This is a genomic window from Glycomyces sp. NPDC048151 (assembly GCF_043202775.1).
Classification (GTDB): domain Bacteria; phylum Actinomycetota; class Actinomycetes; order Mycobacteriales; family Micromonosporaceae; genus Glycomyces.
Genome location: NZ_JBIDBB010000004.1, coordinates 542,456 through 566,574 on the forward strand (window position 1 = coordinate 542,456; position 24,119 = coordinate 566,574).

Here is a 24,119-nt window from a genome sequence, read left to right on the forward strand (position 1 = left end):
CGCGGTAATCGCGCACGGTAACCTGGACTGGCCTGGGCATGTCCGCGTCCTCAGAAGGGAGCAGGACGCGTTGCCAGCGGCAAGGGCGGCCCGGGAACGAACTGCGAGCATTCGCGTCTAGCGAGGGCGCGGGCGCGAGCCCACGAATTTACGTATCCGGAGCACCAGCCCACATGACGAGCAGCATCGAGGCCACCTCGAGCAACGCTGAGAACAGCACGGTCGAAGAGTTTCTTTCCGACGAGGACCTCCTCGCCGCGATCGACGCGACCATCAAATACTTCAATGACGGCGATATCGTCGAAGGTACCGTCGTCAAGGTCGACCGGGATGAAGTCCTGCTCGACATCGGCTACAAGACCGAGGGCGTCATCCCCTCGCGCGAGCTGTCGATCAAGCATGACGTCGACCCTGAAGACGTCGTCTCTGTGGGCGACCACGTCGAGGCCCTCGTCCTCCAGAAGGAAGACAAAGAAGGCCGCCTGATCCTCTCCAAGAAGCGCGCCCAGTACGAGCGCGCCTGGGGCACCATCGAGAAGATCAAGGAAGAGGACGGCGTCGTTCGCGGCTCCGTCATCGAAGTGGTCAAGGGCGGTCTCATCCTCGACATCGGCCTGCGCGGCTTCCTGCCCGCGTCCCTGGTCGAGATGCGTCGTGTGCGCGACCTGCAGCCGTACGTCGGCCGCGAGCTTGAAGCCAAGATCATCGAACTCGACAAGAACCGCAACAACGTGGTCCTGTCGCGTCGCGCCTGGCTCGAGCAGACCCAGTCCGAGGTCCGCACTGAGTTCCTGCACCAGCTCGCCAAGGGCCAGGTCCGCAAGGGCACGGTCTCCTCGATCGTCAACTTCGGCGCGTTCGTCGACCTGGGCGGCGTGGACGGCCTCGTGCACGTCTCCGAGCTGTCCTGGAAGCACATCGACCACCCGTCCGAGGTCGTCGAGGTCGGTCAGCCGGTCGAGGTCGAGGTCCTCGAGGTGGACCTGGACCGCGAGCGCGTCTCCCTGTCGCTGAAGGCGACCCAGGAAGACCCGTGGCGCCAGTTCGCCCGCACCCACGCGATCGGCCAGATCGTGCCGGGCAAGGTCACCAAGCTCGTCCCCTTCGGCGCGTTCGTGCGCGTCGAGGACGGCATCGAGGGCCTGGTGCACATCTCCGAGCTGGCCGAGCGCCACGTGGAGGTTCCCGAGCAGGTCGTCAAGGTCGGCTCCGACGCCATGGTCAAGGTCATCGACATCGACCTGGACCGCCGCCGGATCTCGCTCTCGCTCAAGCAGGCCAACGAGGCCTACGTCGAGAACGAGGAGCAGTTCGACCCGACGCTGTACGGCATGGCCGCGCAGTACGACGACCAGGGCAACTACATCTACCCGGACGGTTTCGACTCCGAGACCGGCGAGTGGATGGAAGGCTTCGACGAGGCCCGCGAGGAGTGGGAGCGTCAGTACGCCGAGGCCCGCACCCGCTGGGAAGAGCACGGCAAGCAGATCGCCGAGCGCGTCATCACCGAGGCCCCCGCCAAGCCCGCCGAGGGCGAAGCGGCTCCGAAGGGTGACAAGAAGGGCGGCAAGGCCCCTGAGAAGAAGTCGGCCCCGGCCGAGCCTCAGGGCACCCTCGCCACCGACGAGGCGCTCGCCGCGCTTCGCGAGAAGCTGGCCGGCAACTAGTCGTCGCCCGTTTAGCTGAAATACACACTGCCCGTCCCAGGCCGTTCGCCTGGGGCGGGTAGTGTTTTATTTGTGCTTAGAGTCGCATTGACAGGTGGCATCGGAGCCGGTAAGAGCACGGTCGCAGCGAAGCTGTCAGATCTCGGGGCCCGCGTCGTCGACGCGGACGCCCTCTCCCGCGAAGTCGTCGCCCCGGACACCGAGGGCCTCGCCGCGGTGGTCTCCCGTTTCGGACCCGCAGTCCTGGACGCCGACGGCGCGCTCGACCGCGCCGCGCTCGCGAAGATCGTCTTCGACAGCCCGGCCGCCAGGTCCGAGCTGGAGGCGATCGTGCATCCGCGCGTCCGCGCCCGCGCCCGAGAACTCACCGACGCCATGCCCGACGACGCGATCGTCGTCCAAGACATCCCGCTCCTGGCCGAAACCGGCCAGGCGCCCGGCTTCCACCTCAACATCGACGTGGAGGCGCCGCGAGAGCTCCGGCTCGAACGGCTCGAACAGCGCGGCCTGCCCCGCGCCGACGCCCTCCGCAGGATCGACGCGCAGGCCTCCGACGCGGAGCGCCGCGAGGTCTGCGACGTGGTCCTCCAGAACGGGGGCGACCGCCACGAGCTCGAACGACGCGTGACCCTCCTGTGGGAGGACCGCATCGTGCCGTTCGCCGAGAACCTGCAGCTCGGCCGCTACGAACCGCGGCCCGAGAAGCTCCAGCTCGTCGAGACCGACCCGTCCTGGGCGCACCGCTTCGAGCACCACGCCGCGCGGCTGCGCCGCGTCATGGGCCCCAGCGCCGTCCGCATCGACCACGTCGGCTCGACCGCCGTCCCCGGGCTCATCGCGAAGGAGGTGATCGACATCCAGGTCACCGTGGTGACGCTGCACATCGTCGACGCCTTCGCCGAGTCCCTGGGCGACGCCGGGTACTTCGGCAAGGTCCTCCACGACTCGGTCAAGCCCGAGTTCCCGGACCCGGCCCAGTGGGAGAAGCGCTTCTACGGGTACGCGGACCCGGGCAACATCGCCCACATCCACTTCCGGCCCATCGAGAGCCCCGGCCAGCGGTTCGCGCTGCTGTTCCGCGACTGGCTCCGCTCGGACGCGCGGGCGAGGGACGAGTACGCCCACGCCAAGCGCGCGCTCGCCGCGAAGTTCGAGCTGGCCGGCGACTACACCGCGGCCAAGGAGCCCTGGTTCGACAACGAGGCCTGGACCCGTGCGAACCGCTGGGCCGACGAGACCGGATGGCACGCCCCGGTTTGCTGATCGGGAGGTGATGCAGACGGGCCCGGTCATTCTCGACCGGGCCCGTCGCATCGCCGAAGGGTCAGCCGATCTGCTCGGCGAGCTCCAGGGGGATCTCCGTCATCGGGAAGTCCTCATCGGACAGTTCGGCGCTCGCGACGCCGTAGAACGACATCATCTCGACCTCGGCCAGGTCCTCGCCGCTGAGGTGGTAGCGGAACGCCGACTGGCCCGCGGCGGCCTCCGCGTCCCCGGCGACCGGGAACTCGACCACCTGCACCTGGTCGCCGTCCCGTTCATCGGTGCGCAGCAGGAACGCCTTCTCCTGCATGGTCTTCGGGTCGTCGGCCTCCGCAGCGGCCATCTCCAGGAGCCGGAACACGAGCGACTCGACCGCGCCGAAGTGCTCGGCCGCGTCCTCGTCCGCCAGCGCGTGCGCCTCCCAGCCCTCGCTCGGCGGCGTCTCGGGCAGCTCATCGCCCTCGGCCGCGACCGTGGCGTACCCGCCGGGCCTGGCCAGGAACAGCCGCTGGCCGCTCGCGTCCGTCAGGTGCAGGTAGGCGGTCATGGTGCGCCAGTCGACCGAGCCGTACCCCGTGGTCACCTGGCCGTCGCCGGTCGGCACGGTCAGCTCCACCTCGGCGGTGTCCTCCCAGTTGCCCTCACGCACGGCGGCGATCGTCTCCGCCAGGTCCTCGTCGACCGGGGCGGGCGCGATCACCGGGCCGCCCAGGAGGTCGTTGGCGACCAGCCCGCTCGCGTCGAACTCGACGTCGCGCAGGAAGTCCACGGACGAGAGGCTCGCCTCGCCGGTGTTCACCTGGAACCGGCGCAGGTCCCCGGCCGCGTCGAGCGAGTACAGCGCCTCGGGGCTCGCCGCGCCCCGCTGGCTCGACTCGACCATGATGGGCGCGCGGAACGAGTCGACGGGCTGGCCGTCGATGACGCCCTCTTCGCGCCAGGTGGCCTTCTCGGCCAGTTCGGCCGGGTCGTCCGCTTCGGCGCTGGTCAGGGTGAACAGCGACGACGCGAGGATGTCGACGGTGGTCTCCAGGGGCGTGGCCGCGCCGGAGAGCATCTGCCGGGTCGTCCAGCCGTCCTCGGGGACGCGCAGCTCGTCGAAGGCCGCCTCGTCGTCCGCGTGCGTCGCGATCAGGCCCGGGATGGCCTGGACCAGCCGGTGGCCCTCGCCGTCGGGCACGCGCGCGTACAGCAGCGGCACCTGCCAGTCGAGGTAGCCGTCCGCGACGACCGTCTCGCCGTCCATCGGCACGCTGAAGCGCAGCGCGACCGGCTCGGCGCCGAAGTTGCGCTCGCGCATCCCGGCCAGCAGCGCGGCCTCCTCCTCGTTCACGGGCCGCTCGGCGTTCGTGCCGCCGGGACTGCAGGAGACGGCGAACCAGCCGGCGACCGCGATCGCGACGAGGATGGCCATGACCCACATCAGGGCCGATTTCCAGGGAACTGCGGTAGTGGAGCTCACGCAGGGACCAACGAGTCGGACCGGGAAAAGTCACCGCCGATCGCGAAGTGTGTCGTACCCCGGCGCTACGGTTGGGCCGTGGCATTCGATATTCCGCGCGCCGAGGGGCGCTTCGAGGTGGTATCCGACTGGGAGCCGTCGGGGGACCAGCCGACCGCGATCAAGCAGCTGACCGAACGCGTCGAACGGGGCGAGCGGGACGTGGTCCTGCTCGGCGCGACCGGCACCGGCAAGTCGGCCACGTCGGCGTGGCTCATCGAGCAGCTCCAGCGCCCGGCGCTGGTGATGGTCCACAACAAGACCCTCGCCGCGCAGCTGGCGAAGGAGCTGCGCGAGCTGCTGCCGAACAACGCGGTCGAGTACTACGTCTCCTACTACGACTACTACCAGCCCGAGGCCTACGTCGCGCAGTCCGACACCTACATCGAGAAGGACGCCTCGATCAACGAGGAGGTCGAGCGGCTGCGCCACCGCGCCACCTACTCGCTGCTGACCCGCCGCGACGTCGTCGTGGTCGCCACCGTCTCGGCGATCTACGGCCTCGCCACCCCCGCCGAGTACCTGGAGCAGGCCACCGAGGTCGCCGTGGGCCAGGAGTGGGACCGCGACAAGCTGCTGCGGCGGCTCGTCGACGTCCAGTACGGCCGCAACGACGTCGCGTTCACCCGCGGCACCTTCCGGGTGCGCGGCGACACGATCGAGATCATCCCGGCCTACGAGGAGCTGGCGATCCGCATCGAGATGTTCGGCGACGAGATCGACCGGCTCTACTACCTGCACCCGATCACCGGCGACGTCATCCGCGAGGTCGACCGGGTGCTCATCTTCCCCGGCTCGCACTACGCCACCGGCAACGAGCGGATGGCCCGCGCGATCCGCGACATCGAGGTCGAGCTGGAGGAGCGGCTGACGGAGCTGGAGTCCCAGGGCAAGCTCCTGGAGGCGCAGCGGCTGCGGATGCGCACCGTGTTCGACCTGGAGAACATGAAGCAGATCGGCACCTGCAACGGCATCGAGAACTACTCGCGGCACATCGACGGCCGCGCGGCGGGCACCCCGCCGCACACGCTGCTCGACTACTTCCCGTCCGACTTCGTCACCATCGTCGACGAGTCGCACCAGACCATCCCCCAGATCGGCGCGATGCACGAGGGCGACGCCTCGCGCAAGCGCAACCTCGTGGACTTCGGGTTCCGGCTGCCCAGCGCGCTCGACAACCGGCCGCTGCGCTTCGACGAGTTCCGCGAGCGCGTGGGCCAGAGCGTCTACCTCTCGGCCACGCCCGGCAAGTGGGAGCTGGAGCAGACCAAGGGCCAGTTCGTGGAGCAGGTCATCCGCCCCACCGGCCTGGTCGACCCGCACGTGGAGGTCCGCCCCACCAAGGGCCAGATCGACGACCTCATGCACGAGATCAACGAGCGCGCGAAGCGGAACGAGCGCGTCCTGGTCACGACGCTGACCAAGAAGATGGCCGAGGACCTCACGGACTACTTCATGGACAACGGCATCCGGGTGCGGTACCTGCACTCCGAGGTCGAGACGCTCCGCCGGGTCGAGCTGCTGGGCGAGCTGCGGCGCGGCGACTACGACGTGCTCGTGGGCATCAACCTCCTCCGCGAGGGCCTCGACCTGCCGGAGGTCTCGCTCGTGGCGATCCTCGACGCGGACAAGGAGGGGTTCCTGCGCTCGGGGACCTCGCTGATCCAGACGATCGGCCGCGCGGCCCGCAACGTCTCGGGCACCGTGATCATGTACGCGGACAAGCTCACCGACTCGATGAAGTCCGCGCTCGACGAGACCGACCGGCGCCGCGAGAAGCAGATCGCCTACAACAAGGAGCACGGGATCGACCCGCAGCCGCTGCGCAAGCGCATCGGCGACATCATGGAGGACCTGTACGACTCGGCCGCCGAGACCGCGAAGGTCCTCGAGGACGACCCGTGGGCGACCCTCCCGAAGGGCAAGCGCGAGCAGGGTGCCGGGAAGGTCCGCTCCGAGATCCTCAAGCAGCTCGAGGAGCGCAACGAGCAGATGCTTGCGGCCGCAAGGGAACTCAGGTTCGAGCTCGCGGCGGCCTACCGCGACGAGATCACCGACCTAAAACGCGAGCTCCGCGAGATCGACGAGGCGAGCTAGAGCTCCGCCGTGGCCCGGGTGGGCCGCCTGAGAGAAAATCTGGACTGCGGATCCCTCGTCGCAAGTACTGCTCCGCTGCGCTCCGCTTACGTACTAGCTTCCTCACGATCCTTGCCAGATTTCCACTCAGACGGCCCCTGGGGCCCGGGCGTCAGTCGAGGTCCTCGAAGTGCTCGACCAGCGGGGGCTGGGAGAAGTACGGGCCGATGGCCTCGCGCCACTTCGGGAAGCGGTCGGTCTCGCGGAAGCCCGTCTCGTGGGCCTCGACGGAGTCCCACTCGATGAGGAGCACGAAGCGGTGGGGCGTCTCGACGCCCTGGGTCATGCGCATCGAGCGCAGGCCGGGGGAGACCTTGACGAACTCACGGGCTTCGCGGTACGCCTTCTTGAAAGCGTCTTCCTGCCCCGGGGTGATCTTGATTTCAGCGACTTCGAGAACCATAGGCGGAGCCTTCCACAGCTCCCGCCACAGCGGCACCACCCGCTGTAGTGTCGAGAGTGAAGTCACAAATCTGACTGGTGACAAGTCGGCTTTCGGCAGGCAGAATGGTCCCGTCTGTTCAGAATCAGGTATGTGGGGAGTATCCCGCAGCGCCCAGCGCTGTTAGCGTCGTCGTCAATGCACGGGACCGCGATCGGTCCCCGGTGGCGCTGGTCCGCGAGGATCGGGAGAGACCATGTGACCCTCCAAAGGCAAGGAAGGCAACACATTGGACCTCCCCGCGTGGGCCTGGGCTCTCACGATGGTGGTGCTGGCGTCCGTGGTCGTGCTCGACCTGGCGATGGCCATCCGCAACCCCCACAAACTCTCGACAAAGGAATCCGCCACCTGGGCGGGCGTTTACATCGGTGCGGCGCTGGTCTTCGGCGCCATCATGTTCGTCACCCAAGGTGCGACCTACGGCGGCCAGTTCTACGCCGGATACCTGACCGAGCTCGCGCTCTCGGTCGACAACCTGTTCGTCTTCCTGCTCATCATCCAGGGCTTCCGCGTCCCCGCGGTCCTCCAGTCGCGCGTGCTGCTCGTCGGCATCGTGCTCTCGATCGTCCTGCGCGGCGGCTTCATCGCCGTCGGCTCGGTGCTCATCGCCAAGTTCAGCTGGGTCTTCCTCATCTTCGGCGCGATCCTCATCTGGACCGCGATCGGGCAGCTCCGCGAGAACGCCCACGAGAACGACGAAGAGGGCCCCGAGCACTACGAGAAGTCCCGCTTCATGAAGTTCGCCGAGTCGAAGCTGCGCGTCAGCGCCGACTACCACGGCAGCAAGCTGTTCGCCCGCATCGACGGCGTCAAGTTCGTGACCCCGCTGCTGCTGGCCATGATCGCGATCGGCTCGACGGACATCCTGTTCGCGCTCGACTCGATCCCGGCGATCTTCGGCCTCACCCAGGAGCCGTACCTGGTCTTCACGGCCACGATCTTCGCGCTCATGGGCCTGCGCCAGCTGTACTTCCTGCTGGCCGCGATGCTCAAGTCGCTGAAGTACCTGCACCTGGGCCTGGCCGCGATCCTCGGCTGGATCGGCGTCAAGCTCGTCATGAACGGCCTGGCCGAGAACCAGCTGCCGTTCATCAACGGCGGCCACCACATCGAGTGGATGCCGCACATCCCGACCACGCTCTCGCTCGGCGTCATCGCCGGCGTGCTCGCCGCGGTCGTGCTCGCCAACTGGATCATCCTGCGCCGCCAGGGCAAGTCCTTCAAGGAGCTCTTCGCGGAGTCCGAGGCGGAGATGGACGCGACCGGCGGCGGGGCCCCCGCCGTGGCCGTGGCCGAGAAGTAAGCCCAGCAAGCGGAACGGCCCGCCTCCCCATCACGGGGAGGCGGGCCGTTCCTTTTGTCTTAAGGCCGCACGGGCAGGCGGCGGCACGCGGTGATGCCGGACAGCTCGGAGTCCTTGAGCGATTCGATGACGACCTTGCCGTAGACCGAGGACGAGAAGATGACCTCGGGCAGGTCCGACTGACTGCGCTCGGCCATGATCGCCGGGGTCTTCGGGTCGCCTCCGTGCTCGATGAATACAAGGTCGCCCGGGTGCAGGTCCTCGAACTCGACGGCCTCGCCGGACTCGATGAGCGCGTCGTTGAAGCGCGGCACGTCGATGCCCAGCTGGCGGTAGACCACCCAGATCAGGCCGGGCGCGTCGATGCCGTAGGCGCTGACGCCGCCGTGCAGGTACGGGATCTCCAGGAGCTGCTGGGCGAGCTTGACCGCGTCGAGCCCGGCCGCGATGAGGCCGGTGGCGGGCGCTTCGCTGACCGGCTCGCTGGCGAGGTCGCGCTGGGGCACCCAGCCGGGCTGCCGCGGCCCGGGCAGGCCCACGGGGACCCAGCCGCGGTAGGCGGCGCCGACGACCCGCAGGCGCGTGCCGAGCGTGACGCCGGGGATGGCGACGTCGCCGCCCGGCTCGTCGCGCACGGCCGTCGCGGTGGCGCTCACGAAGTGCTCGACGCCGTCCGTGTCGCCCTCGGCGGGGTGCACGAGCTGGTCGAGCGGGACCCAGCCGGAGGTGTGCTGCTGCGCGCAGGAGACCTCGGCCCAGCCGTCGGCGATCTGGAGCACCTCGACGCGGGTGCCGAGGAGGCACTGCGTGCGCACGCGTCCTTTGAGGCCGTTGGCGCGGATGTCGTTGGTGAGCCGGGCGACCCATTCGCGGATGGCGGACGGCACGCCGAGCGCGAGCCGGTCCTCCGGTCCGGGGGCCGAGGGCTGGGCCCAGAGGGTCGCGACTGCGACGTTGATCAACGCCGGTTGTCCAGGTGCGATCGGCACGGTTGGTTCTCTCCGGATGGCTTGAGCGGTTTCGTCGTATGAAACGCGAGCAGGGGGGACCTCCACCAGCCCGCCGCGTTCGTCGCAGCACCGACCACCCACTGTAGCAAGTGTATCCAGATCGCGACGCTGCGGTCTGAGTGTGATGCCGGAGGCCTATTCCGCCCAATGGCCGTGAACCATGCGAAATATCCCTGTGACCGCCCTGTGGCAAGATTTTTGCCATGACCGCAGTGCACGAAGCCCTCAGCCGCCTGTCCGCCGCCGCCGACGCGGGGGAGGCCCCGGCCGCCGCCGACCTCGAAGCGGTGCTGGCGAGCGCGGACGCCGAGCTCATGGACGTGGTCGCCGCCGCGGCGCGACTCCGCTTCCGCCACTTCGGGAACACCGTGAAGCTGAACTACCTGGTGAACCTCAAGAGCGGGCTGTGCCCTGAGGACTGCGGCTACTGCTCGCAGCGGCTGGGTTCGAAGGCCGACGTGCTGGTCTACAAGTGGCTGAGCCCGGAGCAGGCGGCCGAGCAGGCCGCCGCGGGCGTCGCGGGCGGCGCATCGCGGGTGTGCCTGGTCGCGAGCGGGCGCGGTCCGACCGATATGGACGTCGAGCGGGTGGGCAAGACGATCGCCGCGGTGAAGAACGCGGCGCCGGGCGTCGAGGTGTGCGCGTGCCTGGGCCTGCTCAAGGACGGGCAGGCCGAGCGCCTGGCCGACCTCGGCGCGGACGCCTACAACCACAACCTGAACACCTCCGAGGACACGTACGCCGAGATCTGCTCGACACACACGTTCAACGACCGCGTCGACACCGTGAACACGGCCCACGGCGCGGGCCTCTCGCCCTGCTCGGGCCTCATCGCGGGCATGGGGGAGTCGGACGCCGACCTGGTCTCGGTCGCGTTGGGGCTCAGGGGCCTCGACGTGGACTCCATCCCGGTGAACTTCCTGCTGCCGTTCGACGGGACGCCGCTGGAGGACACGTGGGAGCTGGACCCGCGCCGGTGCCTGCGGATCCTCGCGATGGTGCGCCTGGCGAACCCCGCCGCCGAAGTGCGGCTCGCGGCCGGGCGCGAGGTGCACCTGCGGCACATGCAGGGCGTGGCGCTCCAGGTCGTGAACTCGATCTTCCTGGGGGACTACCTGACGAGCGAGGGCCAGGCCGCGAAGGACGACCTCGCGCTCATCGCCGACGCCGGGCTCGTCCCGCTCGGACTCGAGAGTGCTCCGGAAGCGGTCCGCGAAGCGGTCAAGCCGCGCAAGCGCGGCGCGGGCACGGACGTGGCGCCGAACGCGTAGGACGCCGAACGGCCGATCTGATATCCGGCCGAACGCCGGACCCCGAAAATCGACAAAAGCGCATACGATTTCGCTTCGACCTTTACTTACTCGCCAGTAAGTGACCCATCGGTAGCGAATACACCTTGAGGTGATCGGAATGCGTTCCCCCGCAACAACGTCGGCGCTCGCAGCACTCGCCGCGACGGCGTCGATCGCCCTCGTGGCGTGCTCCGAACCCGAGGAGGCGCCGACCCCCGGCGTCACCGAGACGACGGTGACGATCGGCACACACCAGCCGCTGACCGGGCCCGCGGCGGCCGGGTACGCGGCCGTCTCGGCGGCGACCCTGGCGTACTTCGAGTACGTGAATGCGAACGGCGGCATCAACGGCCGCAGCATCGAGTACCTCGTCAAGGACGACGCGTACGACCCGGTCGCCACCCAGACCGCCGTCACCGAGCTCGTCGAGCAGGACGACGTGCTCGCCATCGTCAACGGCCTCGGCACCCCCACGCACTCCTCGGTCCTCGACTACGTCGACGACGAGGGCGTGCCCGACCTGTTCATCTCCTCGGGCTCGCGCGTGTGGAACCAGCCGGACATCTACCCCAACACCTTCGGCTTCAACGCCGAGTACGTCACCGAGGGCGCCGCGCTGGCCCAGTACGCGGTCGACCGGGAGCCGGACGCCACGGTCTGCGTCCTCGGCCAGGACGACGACTACGGCGAAGGCATCCTCGAAGGCGTCGAGATCATCGTGGAGAGCAACGAGATCACCGAGGTCCAGACCTACGCGTCCTCAGACGAGGACCTGAACAGCCAGATCGGCGCGCTCATGGCCGCCGGATGCGAGGTCAACATCCTCGGCACCATCAACGGGTTCACCGCCATGGCGATGGCCACCGCCGCGCAGGCCGACTGGTTCCCGCAGTGGTACGTCTCCTCCTCGGGCGCGGACTACCCGACGCTCCTGGAGTACCTCGGCGAGGCGGGCCCGGCCCTGCTCGAGGGCATGGTCAGCGTCAACTACCTGCCGTTCAACGCCGACAGCGAGTGGAACGTCCTGTTCAGGGAGATCAACGACGAGTACAACGACGGCGCGCCGTTCACCGCGAACACGGTGTTCGGGATGAGCGTCGGCTACCTGTTCGCCGAGGCCCTGGCCGCCGCGGGGGACGAGCCGACGCGCGAGTCGCTCATCGCCGCGGTCGAATCGGGCGAGCTGCAGGGCAACGGCATCGTCCCGCTGGGCTACAGCGACAGCAACCACGCCGGGTACCAGACCGTCGGCATCGCCACGATCAGCGACGGCGTCCAGAGCTACGAGGGCACGACCTACCGCGTGGACGTGGCCGAGGTGGTCGAGGTCGACGCCGCGCCGGTGCCGCTGGAGCACCTCGGCATCCCGCAGGGCTAGTTCAGCGGCGCGGTCGACTCGCGGACGACGAGCTCGGTCGCGAGCTCGAGGCGCGGGGAGTCGATGTCGTTGCCCGCGGCCATCTCCAGGACCGTGCGGGCGGCGAGGGCGCCCATCTCGGCCAGGGGCTGGCGGATCGTCGTGAGCGGCGGGCTGCACCAGCGCGACTCGGGCAGGTCGTCGAAGCCGATGACGCTGACGTGCTCGGGGATGCGCAGGCCCTGCTGGCGGATCGCCTCGTACGCGCCGAAGGCCATCTGGTCGGAGGACGCGAAGATCGCGGTCGGCGGCTCGGGCAGGCGCAGGAGCGCGGCGGCGGCGTCGAAGCCGGACTGGTGGTAGAAGTCGCCGTCGTAGATCAGCGCCGGGTCGTACGCGATGCCCGCCGCGTCGAGGGCGGCGCGGTAGCCGTCGAAGCGCGCCCGCGAGCACAAGACCTGCTTCGGGCCGTGGATGAAGCCGATACGGGTGTGGCCCAAGGAGATCAGGTGCTCGGTCGCGGCCAGGCCGCCCGCCCAGTTCGTGGCCCCGATCGCCGGGGCGTCCATCGTCGGGCCGCCCGAGGGGTCGAGCACGACCATCGGGACGCCCAGGTGCCGCAGCTGCTCCAGGATCGGCGACGCGAGCTGCGAGACGACCAGGATCACGCCGTCCGAGGCGCGCGTGCGGAGGTTGTCCAGCCACTGCTCGGTCGAGGCGCGGCGGCGGTGGACCGCCGAGACCACGGTGCCCACCCCGGCCGCGTGCGCGGCGTCTTCGACGCCGCGGATGATCTCCACGGCCCAGGGGCTGTCCAGCTCGTTGAAGACCAGGTCGACCAGGCGGGCGCGGCTGGGCGCGCGCGTGGAGCGGCGGCGCTGGTAGCCGCGCTCGTTCAGCAGCTCCTCGACGCGCTTGCGCGTCTCGGGGGCGACGTCCGAGCGGCCGTTGATGACGCGCGAGACCGTCGGCACGCTGACGCCGGCCTCGTCCGCGATGGCGCGGATGGTGATCCGGCCGTGTTCGTCTTCGCTCAAGGGTCCTCCTGGTCGTTCCTGCCCAACCGTAGTGCCGACATCTTATAGCGGCGCCTCTGGGCTCCCGGATTCCACCCGAAACTTTCGAGAACTTTGCTCGATCAAGCGGCCTGGGCAAACGCATCCCACGATGAAATCAAGCCTAGAAGTACCCCGTCATCAATGTTATGGTGTGCAAACCTGTATCGAAAACGATCAGAAAAGTTTCAGAAACTATCGGCCCCGGAGCTAGCAGTTCAACCTCCAGGGCCGCTTGAGTGGAGCAGCATGGACACCGACACCCCCGCCGAGGCGACCGAACGGGCCGCAAGTCTGGTCAAGCGCATGACGCTTGAGGAGAAGTGCGCGCAGCTGTACAGCCTCTGGCTCGGCGTCGACGCGGACGCCGGCGACATGGCCCCGCACCAGAGCGAGCAGGCGGGCGGCAACGACGACGGCGGCGACCCCACCGCCCACGGACTCGGCCAGATCACCCGCCCCTTCGGATCCGCCCCCGTCCCCGCCGCCGAAGGCGCCGCGAACCTCGCCGCCTTCCAGCGGCGCATCCGCGCCAACAGCCGCTTCGGCATCGCCGCCCTCGCCCACGAGGAATGCCTCACCGGCTTCATGGCCCACGGCGCGACCATCTTCCCCACGGCACTCGCCTGGGGCGCGACCTTCGACCCCGACCTCATCGGCGCGATGGCCCAGCAGATCGGCGTCACCATGCGCGGCGTCGGCGTCCACCAGGGCCTCGCGCCCGTCCTCGACGTCGTCGCCGACTCCCGCTGGGGACGCACCGAGGAGACCATGGGCGAGGACCCCTACCTCACCGGCACCCTCGCGACCGCCTACGTCGCGGGCCTCCAGGACTCCGGCATCATCGCCACCCTCAAGCACTTCGCCGGGTACTCCGCCTCCCACGCCGCCCGCAACTTCGGCCCGGTCTACATGGGCCCCAGGCAGTTCGCCGAGACCTACCTGACCCCCTTCGAGATGGCCGTCCGCATCGGCCGCGCCGGGTCCGTGATGCCCTCCTACGCCGCCAACGACGGCATCGCCTCGCACGCCAACCCCGAACTCCTGCAGACGGTCCTGCGCGACGAATGGGGCTTCGACGGCACCGTCGTCTCCGACTACTTCGGCGTCAACTTCCTCAACTCCCTCCACAGCGTCGCCGCCGACAAGTCCGAGGCCGCCGTCCTCGGACTCGCGGGCGGCGTCGACGTGGAGCTCCCCGGCGTCGACTGCTACGGCGGGCCCCTCCAGGCCGCCGTCGCCGCCGGACGCATCGACGAAGGCGTGGTCGACCGCGCCGTCGAACGCGTCCTCACCCAGAAGATCCACCTCGGCCTGCTCGACGAGCTCCCCGAGCCCGCCGCCGAGATCGACCTGAACCCGCCGAGCGCCCGCGCGCTGGCCGCCGAGGTCGCCCGCAAGTCGATCGTGCTCCTGGAGAACGACGGCACGCTGCCGCTGCGCGCCGACCTGGGCCGCGTCGCGCTCCTCGGGCCGGTCGCGGACGACAAGGCCGTCATGCTCGGCTGCTACGCCTTCCCGAACCACCACGGCCGCAACGACGCCGCGTCGATCGACTCGGACGACCCCTACCCGCACGTGGACATGGGCGTCGCGATCAGCACGGTCCTCGACCGGCTCGCCGCAGACCTGCCGGGCGCGGTCGTCGAGCACCTGGCCGCGGGCTCGGTCCTGGACGCGACCGACACCGAGATCAGCGCGGCCGCGAACGCCGCCGCCTCGGCCGACCTCGCGATCGTCGCTGTCGGCGACCGCTCCGGCCTGTTCGGCCGCGGGACCTCCGGCGAAGGCTGCGACGCGCCGTCGCACGCGCTGCCGGGCCGCCAGGCCGAACTGCTCGAAGCGGTGCTCGACTCGGGCACGCCCACGGTCGTCGTCGTCATCTCCGGCCGCCCGTACGCGCTCGGCACCGCCCCCGAGCGGGCCGCCGCGATCGTGCAGGCGTTCCTGCCCGGCCAGGAGGGCGCGAGCGCGATCAGCGCGGTGCTCACCGGCGCGGCCGAGCCCGAGGGCCGCCTCCCCGTCGGCGTCCCCGCGCGCCCGGACTCGCCGCCCGCGACCTACCTCGCGCCCGAGCTGGCGCGCCGCTCGTCGGTCTCGTCGGTGGACCCGACGGCCCGCTACGTCTTCGGCTACGGCCGCTCCTACACCGAGTTCGCGTGGGAGGAACCGGAACTGGTGTCCGGCGCCGAGGTCGGCCCGGAAGGGACGGTCGAGGTCGCGGTGCGCGTGCGCAACACCGGCGAGCGCCACGGCACCGAGGTCGTGCAGCTCTACCTCCACGACCCGGTCGCCTCCGCGGTCCGGCCCGTGCAGCGCCTCGTCGGCTTCGCGCGGCTCGACCTGGCCCCCGGAGAGGCCCGCGAGGCCCGCTTCGCCATGCCCGTCGACCTCGCCGCGTTCGTCGGCGTCGACGGCGCGTGGACCGTCGAGGCCGGGGCGCTCGAACTGCGCCTGGCCCGCTCGGCCGCGGACACCGTGGCCTCGCTGAACGTCGAGGTGACCGGCAGCCGCCGCCTGGAGCCGGGCACGCGCGCCCTGGCGACCCAGGTCACTTCGAAGACCGTCGTCGGCTAGTATCGACAAGACGCTGGAAAACGCTTACACAACCGTTGTGACGAAGGAGTCCACTGTGTCCTCCCCCTACCGCCTCGCCGTCGTCGGCACCGGCGGCATCGCCCACCTGCACGCCGAGCAGCTGCGCGAACACTGCAAGGGCCGCATCGAACTGGTCGCGGCCGTCGACCCCGACGCCGACCGCCTCGAGGCGTTCAAGGCGAAGTTCGACGTCGAGCGCGGCTACGCCTCGATCGAAGCGCTGCTCGCCGCCGAGACCCTCGACCTCGTCGACCTCTGCACCCCGCCCGTGGCCCACGCGCCCGGCGCCATCGCCGCCCTCGAAGCGGGCGTCGGCGTCATCTGCGAGAAGCCCCCGGCGCTGAGCCTGGAGGAGTTCGACCGGATCGCGGCCGCCGCGGCCGCCTCCACCGCCGACTTCGCGCTCATCTCCCAGCACCGCTTCGGCTCCGCGGCCGAGCGCGTCCGCGACATGACCGCCTCCGGCGTCCTCGGACGCCTCGCCGTCGCCAAGTGCGACACCCTCTGGTACCGCCCCGAGGAGTACTTCGCCGTCGAGTGGCGCGGCCGCTGGGAGACCGAGGGCGGCGGCCCCACCATGGGCCACGGCATCCACCAGATCGACACGCTCCTGTCCCTCGTCGGGCCCTGGTCCGAGGTGGTCGCCACCGCGCACCGCCACCGCCGCATCACCAACACCGAGGACGTCTCTCACGCGATCGTCACCCTCGAGTCCGGTGCGTCCGTGGTCATCACGAACTCGCTGCTCAGCCCCCGCGAGGTCTCGCAGATCCGGCTCGACTTCGACAACGCCACCGTCGAACTCGACCACCTCTACGGCTACGGCGACGACAACTGGTCGATCCACCCGATCGAGTCGGCCGCCGACGAGGTCAACCGCGCCTGGGCGGGCGAGCCCCGCGGCAAGTCCTCAGGCCACTACGCCCAGTTCCTGCGCATCGCCGACGCCCTCGACGGCAAGACCGCCCCGCCGGTCACCGTCGACGACGCCCGCCGCACCCTCGAGCTCCTCGCCGCGATCTACGCCTCCGCGTTCACCGGCAAGCGCGTCCGCGCCGGGGAGATCGACCCGACCTCGCCGTTCTACCAGCGCATGGACGGATCCGGCGCACCCTGGCCCGACCGCAAGTGACCGCAGAGAACCGACTGGAGAGAACACCGATGACGCTGCAACTCGCCGACGACGGCACCGCCCTCTCGATCACCAAGGGCGACCTGGAGATCCTGCGGTACGTGTACCGCCCCGACAACGACCAGTTCGAGTCCCCGCGGCCCTACTTCGAGCCGCTGCACGACCTCGCCGGGCACCAGGTCAGCCTGTACCGCCCGCACGACCACGTGTGGCACAAGGGCATCGCCCTCTCGCTGCCGAACGCGGGCCCAGAGAACTTCTGGGGCGGGCGCACCTTCCGCCGCGACCAGGGCTACGTCGACGAGAAGAACGACGGCACCATGGCCCACAAGGAGTTCACCGAGCTCACCGCGAACGAGCACGGCGTGCGCGTCGCGGAGACCCTCGACTGGATCACCGAGGACGGCCGCCACTTCTTCTCCGAGCAGCGGGCCTTCGCGGTCACCCTGCTCTCGGACGACCAGTGGGTGCTCTCCTTCTCGACCGCGTTCACCAACGACACGCGGGACACGGTCGTCATGGGCAGCCCCACCACCGAGGGTCGCGACAACGCCGGCTACGGCGGCTTCTTCTGGCGCGGGCCGCGCTCCTTCACCGAGGGCCGCGTCTACACCGCCGACGGCGAAGGCGGCGACGAGCTCATGGGCGTGCGCGGGGACTGGATGGCCTTCCGCGGCGCGCACGACTCCGTCGACGCCTCCTCCACGCTGGTCTTCACCGACCACGCGGAGAACCCCGGCGCGCCCGTCAAGTGGTTCGTCCGCACCACCCCGTTCGCCGCGGTCTGCCCCGCGCCGTTCTTCGACACCGAGCTGCCGATGGCGCCCGGCGACACCGTCACCCTCCGCCACGCCGTCGCGATCTGCAACGGCGACACCGGGATCGACGGGGCCGCCAAGGCCGCCGAACTGGCCGCCGCAGAACTGGCCCGGCTGGGGTAGCGATGAGCGGCTTCCCCGGCGGCACCGCCGTCTCCCTCGTCACCGTGTACGACTGGCCCACCGCGGACGGCCAGGCGGGCGGCAGCCCGCACCTGCACACCGCCTCCACCGAGGGCTACGTCGTCACCGGCGGCACCGGAGCGGTCGAGACGCTCTCGGGGAACGGCTACCAGCGCCACGACCTCGCGCGAGGGACCGTCCTGTGGTTCACCCCCGGGACGGTCCACCGCCTGGTCAACGGCTCCGGCGACCTCCAGCTCGTCGTCGTCATGCAGAACGCGGGCATCCCCGAGGCCGGGGACGCCGTGTTCACCTTCCCCGACGCGGTCCTCGCCGACCCGGAGGCGTACCGCGCCGCCGCGACGGCACCGGCCGCGGAGGGCCTGAACGAGACCGAACGCGGCGAGGCCACCAGGGCCCGCCGGGACCTCGCGATCGACGGCTACCTCGCCCTGCGCGAACGCGTCGAGACCGAGGGCCCGGCCGCCATGCGACCCCTGTGGGACGCAGCGGCGAACCTCGTCTCGTCCCGCACCGAGACCTGGCGCAAGCTCTGGGCCGACGGGCCCAAGGCGCAGGCCGACGCCACGGGCGCCCACCTGGACGCCCTCGCGAAAGCCGACCCGGCCCACCTGTGCGACGCCCACGTCGCCGACGCCGGGGACCCCGCCGCCAAGTGGGGCATGTGCGGACGCCTGGAGACCTGGGACCTGCGTCCCTGACACTGGCGCGGCGCGGGCCGGGAGTTCCCATGGCGAACTCCCGACCCGCGCCGTCCACTCTCTCAGTGTGTGGCTGCGGTTACCATTGCTGCTGGACTTCGAAGGAGCGCAGTTGGCCGACCACAACCCAGCCGAGACCGGGATCATGATCGACGCCGCGACCACCGTGGACCGCGACGATGCCATCTGGATCGAACCCCACGACGACGGCTTCGACGTCTGGGTCCACATCGCCCGGGTCGCCGACCACGTCACCACCGGCGGCCGCGCCGACACCGAGGCCCGCCGCCGCGTCCACACCAAGTACCGGCCCGAGCACACCAGGCACATGCTCCCCGCGCCCGTCGTCGAAGCAGCCTCCCTCGAACCCGGCCGCGACAACGACACCTTCGCCGTCCACCTGCGACTCGACCACGCCGGGCAGATCCTCTCCGCCGACCTCGGCCCCGGCCGCCTCACCACGTCCTGGATCCTCACCCACGGCGAGGCCGCCACCGCCGCGAACGACCCCGCCCACCCCCTCCACGGCACCCTCGCGCTCGCCCTGCGCTTCGCCCAGACCATGCTCGCCGCCCGCCGCAACGCGGGCGCCCTCGCGTTCTACGACCTCCTCTCCGGCTTCGCCACCAACGAGGAGGGCCAGCTCGTCCGCCTCGACAGCGCCGAGCGCAACTCCGGGTACATCATCGTGCAGGAGTTCATGATCGCCGCCAACGCGCAGATCGCCGCGTGGGCCGTCCGCGAGGACCTGCCGATCCTCTTCCGCAACCACCGCCTCGCCGCCGTCGCCGGCGACCCCGCCGAGCTGCGCGCCGAACTCGAGTCGATCGCCGCGTCCGGCGACGGCACCGCCTTCGAGATGCTCCGCACCCGCATGCGCATGGTCGCCCGCGCCGCCACCTACGGCCCCACCGTCCACGGCCACCACGGCCTCCAGCTGCCCGCGTACACGCACGCCACCAGCCCCATCCGCCGCTACCCCGACCTCGTCGTCCAGCGCATCCTGCTCGCCGCCGCCCTCGGGCGCCCCAGCCCCTACCCGGCCGAGGAACTCGACGCGATCGCCGCGCACGTCAACGAACGCGTCGAGGAGGAACGCCGCGCCAAGGCCGAGTACTTCAAGCAGAAGGCCCACGAGCAGACCGCCCGGCACGCCGAGGCCGCCGACTTCACCGCCCTGCCCTACAAGCAGTACGCCCGCGTCCTCCAGTTCGCCGTCGAACGCGGCGAGACCCCCGCCGGGCTCGCCGAGGACACCGCCCGCCGCCTCGCCGCCCGCGAGCTCCAGCTCCGCGAGTTCGCCTCCGTCTACCTCTACGGGCGCGGCGAGTTCGAGCCGCTGCGCGAGCGCATGAACCGGCTCCTCGCCGACGAGCCGCAGCAGGCCCAGTCGATCGTCAACGTCTACCTCCAGGACCGCCTCGGCGGCCCCGTCAGCAACGAGACGAACGTCCTCTGGACCGTCGAGGACGAGCCCGCCTTCGAAGGCCCGCTGTTCTCCGCTCAGGTCTCCATCCGCTACAACGGCGAACAGGTCGACTCACCGAAACGCCTGCAGCGCAACAAGAAGGAAGCCCGCAACCAGGCCGCGCTGGCGCTCGTCGCCCAGCTCGCCGGTCTGCCCGACCCGTCGACCGACGCGGCCGCCAAGCCGCGCGTCGAGGGCCCGAAGCGACTGCTCGTCGACGCTTCGGTGAACCCCGCCGAGGCGGTCCAGATCTACGCCGCCCGCGGCGTCGTCAAGCCGCTCACGTGGGACTTCTCGGTCGACGGTCCCTCGCACGAGCGGACCTTCACGTGCCGCGCCGAAGGCTGGATGCCGGCCTCCGAGGAGCACGTCGCCGCCGAAGGCAAGGGCCCGACCAAGCAGGTCGCGAAGACCAACGCGGCCCTTGAGCTGCGCGTCCACATCGAGACCGCGCTCGCGCTCGGCGAAGCGGGCCGCCGCGCGGAGGCCTGACGGCGCGGGTCACGCCCGCTCCCGGAGCGCGAAAAGCGTTTCGCCCGCTAGGGCACAATGAACGCGTGCATATTCTCGACGACTTCGCATGGCGCGGCCTCCTCCAGGACTCCACCGGCACCGATGCTCTCCGCGAGCACATCGACGCGGGCCCGGTGACCTTCTATGTGGGCTTCGACCCGACCGCGGTCAGCCTGCACGTCGGCCACCTCATGCAGGTCATCACCGCCCGCCGCCTCCAACAGGCCGGGCTGAAGCCGCTGTTGCTCGTCGGCGGCGCGACGGGCCAGATCGGCGACCCGAAGGAAGCGGGGGAGCGCAGCATCAACCCGCCCGAGGTCGTCGCGGGCTGGGTCGAGAAGATCCGCGCGCAGCTGGCCCCGTTCGTCACCTACGACGGCGAGAACGGCGCGATCCCGGTCAACAACCTCGACTGGACCAGCGAGATGGGCGTCGTGGAGTTCCTGCGCGACGTCGGCAAGCACTTCCCGATCTCGAAGATGCTCGCCCGCGAGGTCGTGAAGGCCCGCCTCGAATCCGGCATCTCCTTCACCGAGTTCTCCTACCAGCTGCTGCAGTCCAACGACTTCTACGAGCTGTTCCGCCGCCACGGCTGCACCGTCCAGTTCGGAGGGTCGGACCAGTGGGGCAACATCACCGCGGGTGTGGACTTCGTGCGCCGCAGGGCCGCCGAGCACGTCCACGCGTTCGTGACCCCGCTGGTGACCAAGGCCGACGGCACGAAGTTCGGCAAGACCGAGGGCGGCGCGGTCTGGCTCGACCCCGAGCTGACCAGCCCGTACGCGTTCTACCAGTTCTGGGTGAACTCCGGCGACGCCGACGTGGTGCGCTACCTCAAGTACTTCTCCTTCAAGTCCCACGAGGAGATCGAGGAGCTCGAGCGGGCCACCGTCGAGAAGCCCGCCGCGCGCCTCGCGCAGAAGGCCCTCGCGGAGGAGCTGACGACGCTGCTGCACGGCGCCGAGGAGACCGCGCACGTCGTGGCCGCCTCGCAGGCCCTGTTCGGCCGCGGCGAGCTGGCCGAACTGCCCGAGCCGACGCTGCGCGCCGCGCTCGTCGAGGCCGGCCTGGCCGAGTTCACGAAGCCGGACGTCACCGTGGCCGAGGCCATGAAGGAGTCCGGTGTCGTCGCGAGCCTGGGCGAGGCCCGCCGCGCCGCGAAGGAGGGCGGGGCCTACTTGAACAACGTCCGTGTGAGTGATCCTGCGGCCGTTATCGACCCGTCTGACCTGCTTTACGGGCGGTACGGAGTGATCCGGCGCGGCAAGAAGACCGTCGCCGGGTTCGAGGTCGTCGGCTGAGGCATACACTTGGTTGGTTTTGTCGCGGTGAATAGAGGGGGAGAATCGAGTGGCTGAAGACGGCCGCGCCCGCAAGGGTGGAGATGACCGACGAGGCGGCTACGGCCGTCGCGAGGGCGGCGGCTACGGCGACCGTTCCGGGCGAGGCGGGTACAACCGCGACGACCGGGGAAGCCGGGGCGGCTACGGCCGCAGCGAAGGCCGCGACGACCGCCCGCGGCGCTACGAGGACCGGGACGACCGTCCTCGCCGCGACGGCGACAACCGCGGTGGCTACAACCGCGACGACCGCGGCCCGCGCCGCGACGGCGACAGCCGTGGCGGTTACAACCGCGACAACCGCGGCGGCGGCTACAACCGCGACGACCGTCCGCGCAGCGGCGGGTACAACCGTGACGACCGCGGCCCGCGCCGCGACGGCGACAGCCGCGGTGGCTACAACCGCGACAACCGCGGCGGCGGCTACAACCGCGACGACCGTGGCGGGCGTGGCGGCTTCAACCGCGATGACCGTCCGCGCAGCGGCGGGTACAACCGCGATGACCGCGGTCCGCGCCGCGACGGCGACGACCGTCCCCGCCGTTTCGAAGGCGGCGACCGCGACCGTGGTGGTTACAACCGCGACAACCGCGGTGGCGGTTTCAACCGTGACGACCGGCCGCGCAGCGGCGGCTACAACCGTGACGACCGCGGCCCGCGCCGCGACGGCGACAGCCGTGGCGGCTACAACCGCGGCGGCGGCGGTTTCAACCGCGACGACCGTGGTCCCCGTCGCTACGAAGGCAACCGCGAGGACCGCCCGCGTCGCGACGGCGACGACCGGCCCCGCCGGTTCGAGAACCGTGAAGGCCAGGGCCCGCGCCGTTTCGAGGGCGACCGCGACAACCGCGGCGGGTTCAACCGCGATGACCGCGGCCCGCGTCGCTTCGACGGCGACCGCGGCCCGCGCCGCGACGGCGACAACCGCGGTGGCGGCTTCAACCGCGACGACCGCGGCCCGCGCCGCTTCGAGGGCGGCGACCGCGGCCCGCGCCGCGACGATGACCGTGGCGGGCGTGGCGGTTTCGACCGTGACGACCGTGGTCCCCGTCGCTTCGAGGGCAACCGCGATGACCGGCCGCGTCGCGACGACGACCGTCCCCGCCGCTTCGAGAACCGCGACGACCGCGGTCCCCGCCGTGACGACCGGGGCGGCCCGCGCCGCTTCGACCGTGACGACCGTCCGCGTCGTGACGACCGGGGCCCGCGCCGCGACGACCGGGGCGACGACCGCCTGGGCCGTGACGGCCGCGAGCGCCGGGGCCGCGACAACCTGCGTCCGCTCGAGGAGCGCGAGGCCGGCCACGAGGGCCCGATCCGCATGGGCGAGTCCGACGAGGCCCCCGACCTGCCCGAAGGCGTCGAGTACGGCTACGACCAGCTCGACAAGGAGACCAAGGCCGGGCTGCGCAGCTTGAACAAGCAGCTCGCCGAGGCCGTCGGCAACCGGCTCATCGCCGCCGCCGCGCTCCTCGCCGAGGACGATGTCGAAGGCGCTCTCGAGCAGGCCCGCTACGCCCGCCGCAAGGCGTCCCGCGTGGCCGTGGTCCGCGAGGTCACCGGTGTGGCCGCGTACGGCGCCGAGGAGTGGCAGCTGGCCGTCAACGAACTGCGCGCCGCGCAGCGCTTGGGCGGCACGCACGACCACGTGGCGCTCATCGCCGACTGCGAGCGCGCCCTGGGGCACCCCGAGCGCGCGATCGACCTCTACCGCGAGTTCGGCGGCGACGAGAGCGTCGACCCCGAGGTGCGGGTCGAGCTGCTGATCGTCGCGTCCGGCGCCCGCCGCGACATGGGCATGGGCGAGGCCGCGACCGCGATGCTGAAGGTCGGCGGGCTCAACTCGCCGAAGACCGAGCCGTGGGTCGCCCGCCTCCGCTACGCGTACGCCGAGGGCCTGCTGGCCGACGGCCGCGAAGACGAAGCCCGCGAATGGCTCTCGAAGGCGGTCGCCGCCGACGAGACCGGCGAGACCGGCGCCGCCGAGCGGCTGCTGGAGCTCGAGGGCATCGTCGTCGAGGAGTACGACGAGGACGACGAGTTCGAAGACGACGACGAATTCGAGGACGACGAAGACGACCTCGACGACGAAGACGACGAGGACGAGGACTCCGACGACGACCTCGATGACGAGGACGACTACGAGGACGACGACGACGAATTCGACGACGAGGATGACGAAGACCTCGACGACGAAGACGATGAAGACGACGACCTCGACGAGGACGACCTCGAAGACGAAGACGAAGAGGAAGACGAGGACGGCGAGCCCGAGGCCCCGCGCGAGGCGCGGCCCGAGGAGAAGTCGAACCCCGAGTCGAAGTAAGCAGTGAACGGCCCCGCAAGGGGCCGTTTCCGCAACGCCTCCGCCTCTCCGGG

At 70.5% G+C, this 24,119-nt stretch carries 17 protein-coding genes; 13 read left to right on the forward strand and 4 right to left on the reverse strand.

The genetic code is table 11. The features are described 5' to 3' along the window. Nucleotides 1-173 precede the first annotated feature (173 nt). Entirely contained in the window at nucleotides 174-1,667 is a 1,494-nt protein-coding gene (rpsA, locus tag ACGGCP_RS12435) for a 30S ribosomal protein S1 (protein ID WP_208494375.1), read from the forward strand. Between the two features lie 72 nt (nucleotides 1,668-1,739). Further along, complete coding sequence (gene coaE, locus ACGGCP_RS12440) at nucleotides 1,740-2,930, forward strand: dephospho-CoA kinase (protein ID WP_392964886.1); 1,191 nt, start codon at nucleotides 1,740-1,742, stop codon at nucleotides 2,928-2,930. Nucleotides 2,931-2,991: 61 nt separating this feature from the next. On the opposite strand, the gene ACGGCP_RS12445 is transcribed toward coaE, so the two are convergent. Continuing rightward, complete coding sequence (locus tag ACGGCP_RS12445; protein WP_392964889.1) at nucleotides 2,992-4,344, reverse strand: hypothetical protein; 1,353 nt, start codon at nucleotides 4,342-4,344, stop codon at nucleotides 2,992-2,994. 126 nt (nucleotides 4,345-4,470) lie between these two features. Between ACGGCP_RS12445 and uvrB the strand changes: the two genes are divergently transcribed. Then, a complete protein-coding gene (gene uvrB / locus ACGGCP_RS12450; RefSeq protein WP_392964892.1) occupies nucleotides 4,471-6,528 on the forward strand; it encodes an excinuclease ABC subunit UvrB in 2,058 nt (685 codons plus the stop codon). A 151-nt stretch (nucleotides 6,529-6,679) separates the two neighbouring features. Here uvrB and ACGGCP_RS12455 read toward each other — a convergent pair whose 3' ends face one another. Beyond that, on the reverse strand, nucleotides 6,680-6,970 hold the full coding sequence (locus ACGGCP_RS12455; RefSeq protein WP_392964894.1) for an antibiotic biosynthesis monooxygenase family protein: 291 nt from the start codon (nucleotides 6,968-6,970) through the stop codon (nucleotides 6,680-6,682). 268 nt (nucleotides 6,971-7,238) lie between these two features. On the opposite strand from ACGGCP_RS12455, the gene ACGGCP_RS12460 reads away from it, so the two are divergent. Beyond that, nucleotides 7,239-8,312 (forward strand): TerC/Alx family metal homeostasis membrane protein, encoded by a 1,074-nt coding sequence (locus tag ACGGCP_RS12460; protein WP_392964897.1) that lies wholly within the window; start codon nucleotides 7,239-7,241, stop codon nucleotides 8,310-8,312. Nucleotides 8,313-8,371: 59 nt separating this feature from the next. Here the strand turns inward: ACGGCP_RS12460 and ACGGCP_RS12465 are convergent, their stop codons facing one another. Next, on the reverse strand, nucleotides 8,372-9,274 hold the full coding sequence (locus ACGGCP_RS12465) for an NlpC/P60 family protein (RefSeq protein ID WP_392964900.1): 903 nt from the start codon (nucleotides 9,272-9,274) through the stop codon (nucleotides 8,372-8,374). Between the two features lie 251 nt (nucleotides 9,275-9,525). Between ACGGCP_RS12465 and bioB the strand changes: the two genes are divergently transcribed. Both bioB and ACGGCP_RS12475 read left to right on the forward strand, forming a co-directional pair. Beyond that, nucleotides 9,526-10,593, forward strand: coding sequence for a biotin synthase BioB (gene bioB / locus ACGGCP_RS12470; protein WP_392964902.1), 1,068 nt, complete (start codon nucleotides 9,526-9,528; stop codon nucleotides 10,591-10,593). A gap of 139 nt (nucleotides 10,594-10,732) precedes the next feature. Beyond that, on the forward strand, nucleotides 10,733-11,992 hold the full coding sequence (locus ACGGCP_RS12475; RefSeq protein ID WP_392964904.1) for an ABC transporter substrate-binding protein: 1,260 nt from the start codon (nucleotides 10,733-10,735) through the stop codon (nucleotides 11,990-11,992). On the opposite strand, the gene ACGGCP_RS12480 is transcribed toward ACGGCP_RS12475, so the two are convergent. Continuing rightward, nucleotides 11,989-13,008, reverse strand: a complete 1,020-nt coding sequence (locus tag ACGGCP_RS12480) for a LacI family DNA-binding transcriptional regulator (RefSeq protein WP_392964907.1) — start codon at nucleotides 13,006-13,008, stop codon at nucleotides 11,989-11,991. The two genes, ACGGCP_RS12475 and ACGGCP_RS12480, sit on opposite strands and share 4 nt — an antisense overlap. A 267-nt stretch (nucleotides 13,009-13,275) precedes the next feature. On the opposite strand from ACGGCP_RS12480, the gene ACGGCP_RS12485 reads away from it, so the two are divergent. The 7 genes from ACGGCP_RS12485 to ACGGCP_RS12515 all read left to right on the forward strand — a co-directional run bounded on the left by ACGGCP_RS12485 (nucleotide 13,276) and on the right by ACGGCP_RS12515 (nucleotide 24,066). Next, nucleotides 13,276-15,603 carry a glycoside hydrolase family 3 N-terminal domain-containing protein gene (locus ACGGCP_RS12485; RefSeq protein WP_392964910.1) on the forward strand — a complete coding sequence of 776 codons (2,328 nt, stop codon included), beginning with the start codon at nucleotides 13,276-13,278 and terminating at the stop codon, nucleotides 15,601-15,603. A 55-nt stretch (nucleotides 15,604-15,658) separates the two neighbouring features. Next, a complete protein-coding gene (locus ACGGCP_RS12490) occupies nucleotides 15,659-16,756 on the forward strand; it encodes a Gfo/Idh/MocA family protein (protein WP_392964913.1) in 1,098 nt (365 codons plus the stop codon). Between the two features lie 29 nt (nucleotides 16,757-16,785). Beyond that, complete coding sequence (locus tag ACGGCP_RS12495) at nucleotides 16,786-17,697, forward strand: PmoA family protein (RefSeq protein WP_392964915.1); 912 nt, start codon at nucleotides 16,786-16,788, stop codon at nucleotides 17,695-17,697. Nucleotides 17,698-17,699: 2 nt separating this feature from the next. Then, nucleotides 17,700-18,419 (forward strand): cupin domain-containing protein, encoded by a 720-nt coding sequence (locus ACGGCP_RS12500; RefSeq protein ID WP_392964917.1) that lies wholly within the window; start codon nucleotides 17,700-17,702, stop codon nucleotides 18,417-18,419. A gap of 112 nt (nucleotides 18,420-18,531) precedes the next feature. Continuing rightward, entirely contained in the window at nucleotides 18,532-20,379 is a 1,848-nt protein-coding gene (locus ACGGCP_RS12505; RefSeq protein ID WP_392964920.1) for an RNB domain-containing ribonuclease, read from the forward strand. A 65-nt stretch (nucleotides 20,380-20,444) separates the two neighbouring features. After that, on the forward strand, nucleotides 20,445-21,701 hold the full coding sequence (gene tyrS, locus ACGGCP_RS12510; protein WP_392964923.1) for a tyrosine--tRNA ligase: 1,257 nt from the start codon (nucleotides 20,445-20,447) through the stop codon (nucleotides 21,699-21,701). A 49-nt stretch (nucleotides 21,702-21,750) separates the two neighbouring features. Then, nucleotides 21,751-24,066, forward strand: coding sequence for a hypothetical protein (locus ACGGCP_RS12515; protein ID WP_392964925.1), 2,316 nt, complete (start codon nucleotides 21,751-21,753; stop codon nucleotides 24,064-24,066). The last annotated feature ends 53 nt before the right edge of the window (nucleotides 24,067-24,119 follow it).

Coding starts and splice junctions, on each gene's coding strand:
- rpsA (WP_208494375.1), top strand. CDS start 174: ATGACGAGCAGCATCGAGGCCACCTCGAGCAACGCTGAGAACAGCACG.
- ACGGCP_RS12445 (WP_392964889.1), bottom strand. CDS start 4,344: ATGGCCATCCTCGTCGCGATCGCGGTCGCCGGCTGGTTCGCCGTCTCC.
- ACGGCP_RS12455 (WP_392964894.1), bottom strand. CDS start 6,970: ATGGTTCTCGAAGTCGCTGAAATCAAGATCACCCCGGGGCAGGAAGAC.
- bioB (WP_392964902.1), top strand. CDS start 9,526: ATGACCGCAGTGCACGAAGCCCTCAGCCGCCTGTCCGCCGCCGCCGAC.
- ACGGCP_RS12475 (WP_392964904.1), top strand. CDS start 10,733: ATGCGTTCCCCCGCAACAACGTCGGCGCTCGCAGCACTCGCCGCGACG.
- ACGGCP_RS12485 (WP_392964910.1), top strand. CDS start 13,276: ATGGACACCGACACCCCCGCCGAGGCGACCGAACGGGCCGCAAGTCTG.
- ACGGCP_RS12495 (WP_392964915.1), top strand. CDS start 16,786: ATGACGCTGCAACTCGCCGACGACGGCACCGCCCTCTCGATCACCAAG.
- ACGGCP_RS12500 (WP_392964917.1), top strand. CDS start 17,700: ATGAGCGGCTTCCCCGGCGGCACCGCCGTCTCCCTCGTCACCGTGTAC.